The organism is Streptomyces sp. NPDC001156 (assembly GCF_053598275.1).
Map to the genome: position 1 here is coordinate 1 of NZ_JBSFJX010000342.1, position 5,353 is coordinate 5,353.

Below are 5,353 nucleotides of genomic sequence, written 5' to 3' on the forward strand. Positions count from 1 at the left end.
ATACCACCTGCCCAGGCACAGACACCAACCCGAAACCCGCTCAAAAACCCGTCAGAAGATCCACTTCAGGCCACGTCGGTGGATCAAGGCTAAGGTCGGCTGCCATGGGCATCGTGGAATCCGTCAACATCGGCAGCAGCCGGGTCGCCGCGCGCTCGGGCGTCGGGCGCACCGGCATCGACAAGCGGCCCGTCTCCCACCCGGTCGCCGTGTCGGCACCCGGCCCCCAAGGAGTCAGCGGGATGGCCGGTGACTCCGTCTGCGACGCACGCTTCCACGGCGGCGACCACCAGGCCGTCTACGCCTACGCCCGCGAGGAGCTGGACCGGTGGGAGCAGGAGCTCGGACGGGAGCTCCCCGCCGAGCGCCTGCATAAACTCCTCGCGGCCTGATCAACACGACCACGTGTTGCGACGACCCCTAGAAAGCGCCGTGTGTGGTGCCGGGCCTCCGCTGGAACGGGGAGGTTAGGGCGTGCAGATAATCAACACGCATTTTTGATCTTGGGTCCGGGTGCTGCCTGCCCTCCAGGACCTTGGCATTGAACTGCAGGCTGAAGCCTGCCTCGGGCAGCAGGGTCGCCGATGGTGTCCGCGCTGCCCCAGTGGCCCTGCTGGGTGAGCTCGGCGGCCAGCTGCCTGGTCGACTTCACCGTCCAGCGCAGCGGTGACATCGGGTCCCCGCGTTCTTCCAGCTCGACCAGGGAGCAGTGCCGGCCGTAGTCCCCGATCCAGATCGGCCTGACGTTTGCGGCCTCCGCCGGGCTTGCGCCCCCGCCCGAGCAGCTCCTCACCGCTCTCCAGATCGCCGCCCCGGACGGAATCCTCCAGCCGGGCTGAACGTCCCCGACCCACTGTTCTCCCGCTCGCCGTACGCCTTCAACGTCGACGCGACCACGACGCCCAACTGCTCGGCGAGTGAGTCGACCACCTCCGGCGGCACGTCCGTCGGATCGTCCAGGAACACCCCGAGGAATCGCACCGTGGTCATCTGCACCGCGAATTCAAGTCAGTTGTGGGCCCGGTCGCTTCGGCTCGGTCAACGCCCGGTCCGCGTCGTCCGGGAAGAAGAACCGCTCCAACTCCGTACGGGACGGCCCCCCGTCGTACGCCGCACACTTCTCGGCTTGCTCATCCGTCAGAAACGACCCGCACCCCGGACCTCCAGACAGTCAGTGATCAACACGACCGCCGAAGGGTCCGCCCCACCGAACCCCAGCCCCCTGATCGGTCGACAGGGCGGCGGCCAGCGGGCGGATCTTGACGTCGGGGGGCTCCGCGACGAGTGGGCCCATGCGGTCCGTACGCCGGCTGACCGCGACCACGTCGTAGCCCCCGCTGGCCAGGTACCGGGTGAAGGTTCTGCCGATGCCCGATGTGGCCCCGGTGACCAGTGCGATCCTGCTGTTCATCGCTGTTCCTGCCGGCTCGGGAGCATCGCGAGGGCCTGCGAGCGCTGAGCCACCAGTTCGTCATATGTGCCGTCGCGCTCGGCCCACCGGTGCACCAGGACGCGATCGACGAGGATCTCGCGCGGAGTGGGCTCGGTCCCCAGCAGGTCCATCACCTCGGTGGCGAAGTCGTCGAGCGGCAGCGCGTGCGGGTTCACCTTTTCCTGTCCTGCCGTGGCGACGGCCGGGGGGACGAGCTCGACGACGCCGACACCGGTGCCGTCTAGCTGCGCGCGCAGTGCCTCGGAGTAGGCGTGCACCGCGGCCTTCGAGGCGGCGTAGCTGGGCATGGGCGGGAAGGGCAGGAAGGCGATGCCGGAGGTGACGGTGATGAAGGTGCCGGCACCCCGCCGGACCAGGTGCGGGGTGAAGGCGTCGATGACCCGGATGGTGCCGAGCAGGTTGGTGTCGATCGTCGTTGCTGCCACCTCGAAGTGCGCCGGGTCGCGCAGGTCCTCCAGGAGCATGACGCCCGACATGGTCACCACGGTGTCCAGGTCGGGGTAGCCGGCGAGCACGGTGTCACGAAAAGACGCGACGGAGGCACTGTCGGTGACGTCGACGCTGATCGTGCCGAAGCCTTCTTCGGAGAGTTCCGAGAGTGCCTCCGGGCGACGGCCGCCGACGGCCACGGTGCTGCCCGCCGCAGCGAACCGGCGGGCCAGCTCTCGCCCGATACCCGAGGTTCCGCCGACGATGAGAACGGTGCGGTTGGAGAGATCCACGAGATCTTCCCTTCAAGTCCAGGGCGCCGACGGCGTTCAGGCCCGCGGCGCAGACAGTGATGCTCTCTGTCTCTTTCGAAACGGTGTCATCGCAGTCTTGACGGCATCCGCCGGCTGTGGCAGTGCCCCCGTCTTCCCTGGTCCTGCCAGGGCCCCCTCTGAAACGCGCGCACCGCATTACGGTGTCGGTATGAAGGATGAGGAATCCGACAACCGGCTCGGCAGCTACCTTCGCGCCCGGCGTGAGCTGGTCTCCCCGGCACAGGCAGGGCTCCCGTCCGGCGGCATCCGCCGCGTCCCCGGCCTGCGCCGTGAGGAAGTCGCCCTGCTCGCCGGAATCAGCCCCGACTACTATCTGCGTCTGGAACGGGGCCGCGACAAGAACCCCTCACCCCAGGTACTCGAATCACTCGCGCGCGTCCTGCAGCTCGACGACATCGAGCGGACGTATCTGCTCGGCCTCGCGGCGGCACGCCCCAGGGCGCCGCGCCGCAAGCGGCCCGAGCACGTACCGGCGCGGGTGCACGAGTTGCTCGCCCACCTTCAGATCCCCGCGTTCGTCGAAGGGCGCGCGTTCGATGTCCTGGCCTCCAACCCCATGGCCGTCGCACTCTCCCCCCGCCTGCGGCCCGGCCAGAACCGGCTTCGTTCTCTCCTCCTTGATCCCGAGGAACAAGCCTTCCACCAGGACTGGGCGAAAGCCACCGCCGATTTCATCGCCGCCCTGCGCACCACCATCGGGGACGACACCGACAACCCCCGGTTCGTCGAGCTCGTCGGAGAACTCGCCCTGTCCAGTCAGCGGTTCCGTACCCTGTGGGCCCGCCACGACGTCCGCAGTCTCGACGGAGGCACGATCACGGTCCACCACCCCGTCGTCGGTGAACTACGCCTCCATCGCGACAAACTCGCCATCGGCGACGTCATCCTCGTCGTTTACTACCCCGACAAGGGCAGCGACAGCGACGAGAAACTGCGGCTCCTCGCCGCACTCTCACACACCGAGTCCGCCGACACAGCACACGGCAGACCGGCGGATGACCCGCTCCCAAAGACACCCTGACGAACAGCCACCGTCCCCGCGTCGCAACCAGAACGCCCGCACCCTTCCGCACTGGCCGCACCGCCGGACGATCTGCGAGTTCGCCGGCACCCGCCCAGCCACCTCACGGTAGGTGCCCATCCAGCAGTGCGGCCCGCGCCGCCAGGTGCTCATCCGCCCCGGCGGGCAGGCATGGGCGCTGACTGAGGTGGCTCGGGTGGTGGCCGAAGCCGACCCGGACTGGTGCAAAGGGTGCTCGAAGTGCCCATGGCCTCTGACCCAGGAGGGTGATCAATCGCCGGCCGCCGCTGCTTACCGGGTGCGCTCAGTGCGGTCGTCGTACTCCCCGCGGGCGGTGATGACTTCCTCGATGTGCCGCACCGACCACTCCGTGAGCGCCTTCAGCGGTTCCCGCAGCGTCTGGCCTAGGACGGTCAGTTCATACTCCACGTGCGGCGGCACCTCTGGGTAGACGGTCCGGCTGACCAGCCCGTCGCGTTCGAGGGTGCGCAGCGTCTGGGTGAGCATCTTCTCGCTCACGCCCGCCAGCGCCTGCCGGAGCTGGCTGAACCGGGAGGACCCGTTCCGGCCGAGCTCGCCCAGCACGAGGACCGCCCACTTGCTGCCGATCTGGTCGAGCAGGTCCCGCGACGGGCAGCCACGCTCGTACGGATCGAATGACGATATGGGCCCGGTCACGTTCTCGACGGCCGCCATACGTCTCACCTCAATGCTTTCGCTCGGGTAAGTACCCTACCAAGAAGTTGCTACTTCCCAACAGAGAGTGTGCAGGCCACCCTGAATTCCATCCCGCCGCGGACGAACCGCGACAGGCGCGCGAGGCACGCGCGGAAGGAAGGAATGACCATCATGTCGATCGTCGTCACCGGAGCCACCGGCCAGCTGGGCAGACTCACCGTCGAGGCGCTGCTGCGGCGTGGGATCCCGGCCGCGGACATCATCGCGACCGGCCGGGACATCGCCGGGATCAAGGACCTGGCCGACCGAGGCGTCACGGCACGCCGCGCCGACTTCGCGGACACCGACAGCCTGGCCGAGGCCTTCGCGGGGGCGGACAGACTGCTGCTGATCTCGGCCTCGGTCCCCGTGGACGAACGGGTCGCCAACCACCGCCGCGTGATAGACGCCGCGGTGGCCGCGGGCGTGTCGCTGGTGGCGTACACGAGCACGACGCACGCGGATACGGCCACCACCATCATCGGCGCCACGCACGGCGAGACCGAGGAGTACCTGCGGAACCGCGGAATCCCCAGCATGCTACTACGCAACGGCTGGTACCTGGAGAACTACACCAGCCAACTGCCGCAGATCCTGCAGAACGGCGCCGTCGTCGGCGCCGCGGGCGAGGGGCGGATCAGCGCCGCGTCCCGCGCCGACTACGCCGAGGCCGCGGCGGTCGTCCTCACCGCCGAAGGCCACACCGGCGCCGTGTACGAGCTCGGCGGCGACGAATCCTTCACGCTGACCGAACTCGCCGCCGCGATCTCCGCTGCGGCCGGGAAACAGGTTGCCTACGCCGACCTCCCGGTGACCGAGTTCGCCCAGGTACTGGCCACCGCAGGCCTACCCGCCGAGCTGGCGGACGTCCTCGCTGACGCTGACCTCGGCATGAGCCGCGGCGAGATGTACACCGATTCCGGCGACTTGCGCCGCCTGATCGGCCGCCGGCCCGTGACCCTGGCCGAGGCACTCGCGGTCGCGCCGCATTAACCCAGGGCCAGGGACTTTGCGAGGTGGCGGAAGTGGTGCCGCAGCGTGGCGTCCTCATCGAGCTCCCGGAAGTACGCCACCGTCTCTGCTCTGATGTGCTCCAGGTCAACCACGGGACCATCGTGCCAGCGAACGCACACGGTTGCGTCGTTCTGACATCCACGAGTGACATCAGCGGCGCCGGACGCCAGCACCCCTAGGCGGTCTGGCACGGCCACCGTGGCCCGGGGACTTCCCGGCAGTGTCGAGTAGCGATCGAACTCCTAAAGCGGGTGTCGCAGCTTCGAATCCTGCCGGGGGCACACGACTAACGACGTTGTGCGCGATAGTTGCGGAGCCGGCCTGGGAAGATGACAACAGCCGTGCGAGTTGGGGCTGTTGTGAGACAACTCCTCACCCGCACGG

Annotated in this window: 6 protein-coding genes and 2 pseudogenes; 3 read left to right on the forward strand and 5 right to left on the reverse strand. The window is 68.5% G+C overall.

The features are described from left to right. Window positions 1–104 precede the first annotated feature (104 nt). A complete protein-coding gene (locus ACWDA7_RS49695; protein ID WP_450614430.1) occupies window positions 105–392 on the forward strand; it encodes an MOSC domain-containing protein in 288 nt (95 codons plus the stop codon). A 97-nt stretch (window positions 393–489) separates the two neighbouring features. Here the strand turns inward: ACWDA7_RS49695 and ACWDA7_RS49700 are convergent. The 4 genes and pseudogenes from ACWDA7_RS49700 to ACWDA7_RS49715 form a co-directional block, all read right to left on the reverse strand. Then, window positions 490–869, reverse strand: a pseudogene (locus ACWDA7_RS49700) (ISAzo13-like element transposase-related protein); the annotation flags it as partial. Further along, window positions 853–1,171: pseudogene (locus tag ACWDA7_RS49705) on the reverse strand (DUF4158 domain-containing protein); the annotation flags it as partial. The pseudogenes ACWDA7_RS49700 and ACWDA7_RS49705, both read right to left, overlap by 17 nt. After that, window positions 1,172–1,411, reverse strand: coding sequence for an SDR family NAD(P)-dependent oxidoreductase (locus tag ACWDA7_RS49710; RefSeq protein WP_450614432.1), 240 nt, complete (start codon window positions 1,409–1,411; stop codon window positions 1,172–1,174). Next, window positions 1,408–2,175 (reverse strand): SDR family oxidoreductase, encoded by a 768-nt coding sequence (locus ACWDA7_RS49715; RefSeq protein ID WP_450614434.1) that lies wholly within the window; start codon window positions 2,173–2,175, stop codon window positions 1,408–1,410. The genes ACWDA7_RS49710 and ACWDA7_RS49715 overlap by 4 nt, the downstream gene beginning before the upstream one ends. 190 nt (window positions 2,176–2,365) lie before the next feature. On the opposite strand from ACWDA7_RS49715, the gene ACWDA7_RS49720 reads away from it, so the two are divergent. Further along, on the forward strand, window positions 2,366–3,238 hold the full coding sequence (locus ACWDA7_RS49720; protein ID WP_450614436.1) for a helix-turn-helix transcriptional regulator: 873 nt from the start codon (window positions 2,366–2,368) through the stop codon (window positions 3,236–3,238). A 291-nt stretch (window positions 3,239–3,529) separates the two neighbouring features. On the opposite strand, the gene ACWDA7_RS49725 is transcribed toward ACWDA7_RS49720, so the two are convergent. After that, on the reverse strand, window positions 3,530–3,934 hold the full coding sequence (locus ACWDA7_RS49725) for a winged helix-turn-helix transcriptional regulator (protein WP_450614438.1): 405 nt from the start codon (window positions 3,932–3,934) through the stop codon (window positions 3,530–3,532). Between the two features lie 144 nt (window positions 3,935–4,078). Here ACWDA7_RS49725 and ACWDA7_RS49730 point away from each other — a divergent pair, with 144 nt between their 5' ends. Continuing rightward, on the forward strand, window positions 4,079–4,948 hold the full coding sequence (locus tag ACWDA7_RS49730; RefSeq protein ID WP_450614440.1) for an SDR family oxidoreductase: 870 nt from the start codon (window positions 4,079–4,081) through the stop codon (window positions 4,946–4,948). The last annotated feature ends 405 nt before the right edge of the window (window positions 4,949–5,353 follow it).

Excerpts from the sequence above, each read along its gene's own strand:
- ACWDA7_RS49695 (WP_450614430.1), top strand. The coding sequence starts at position 105 with ATGGGCATCGTGGAATCCGTCAACATCGGCAGCAGCCGGGTCGCCGCG.
- ACWDA7_RS49710 (WP_450614432.1), bottom strand. The coding sequence starts at position 1,411 with ATGAACAGCAGGATCGCACTGGTCACCGGGGCCACATCGGGCATCGGC.
- ACWDA7_RS49720 (WP_450614436.1), top strand. The coding sequence starts at position 2,366 with ATGAAGGATGAGGAATCCGACAACCGGCTCGGCAGCTACCTTCGCGCC.
- ACWDA7_RS49725 (WP_450614438.1), bottom strand. The coding sequence starts at position 3,934 with ATGGCGGCCGTCGAGAACGTGACCGGGCCCATATCGTCATTCGATCCG.
- ACWDA7_RS49730 (WP_450614440.1), top strand. The coding sequence starts at position 4,079 with ATGACCATCATGTCGATCGTCGTCACCGGAGCCACCGGCCAGCTGGGC.